This is a genomic window from Streptomyces sp. 8L, assembly GCF_020176795.1.
In the GTDB taxonomy this organism is placed as follows: domain Bacteria; phylum Actinomycetota; class Actinomycetes; order Streptomycetales; family Streptomycetaceae; genus Streptomyces.
In genome coordinates, this window is record NZ_JAIUKE010000968.1 from 1 (window position 1) to 518 (window position 518).

Annotated in this window: 1 protein-coding gene; it reads left to right on the forward strand. The window is 66.6% G+C overall.

Features of this window, described 5'->3' with window-relative positions; genetic code table 11:
- Positions 1-518: acyl carrier protein (locus LCE31_RS40140; protein ID WP_225023260.1), on the forward strand; the 518-nt coding region annotated here is incomplete at both ends.

A 518-nucleotide genomic window follows, 5' to 3' on the forward strand; every position in this document is an offset into this window, starting at 1 on the left:
GGCCCGAGCTGTTCGCCGGGAGCGGTGCCCGCCACACCGAACTGCCCACCTACGCCTTCCAACGCCAACACTACTGGCTCGACATGACGCTCGACGACGAGAAGACGCCCGTGGAGACGTCAGCTCTGGTGAGTGAGCTGCGGCAGCTCGGTGAGTCCGAGCGCACGTATCGGATCACGGAGCTGGCTCGCACGCACATCACAGCCACTCTCGGCAGCGGCGTGCTCGGTGAGGGCGCGCTCGGCCAGACGTTCAGGGATCTGGGCTTCGACTCCCTGATGTCCGCCGAACTGCGGGACAGGCTCTCGCACGCCCTGAAGATCACGCTGCCGAGTTCGGTGATCTTCGACTACCCCACCCCCGCCGTTCTCGTCGAACACCTACGATCAGCGGTGCTGGGCGCGGATGCCGACGCCGGCACCCAGCCCGCGCCGACCGCCGATTCCGATGATCCTGTGGTGATTGTCGGGATGGCGTGCCGTTATCCGGGTGGGGTGGGTTCTCCGGAGGATCTGTGG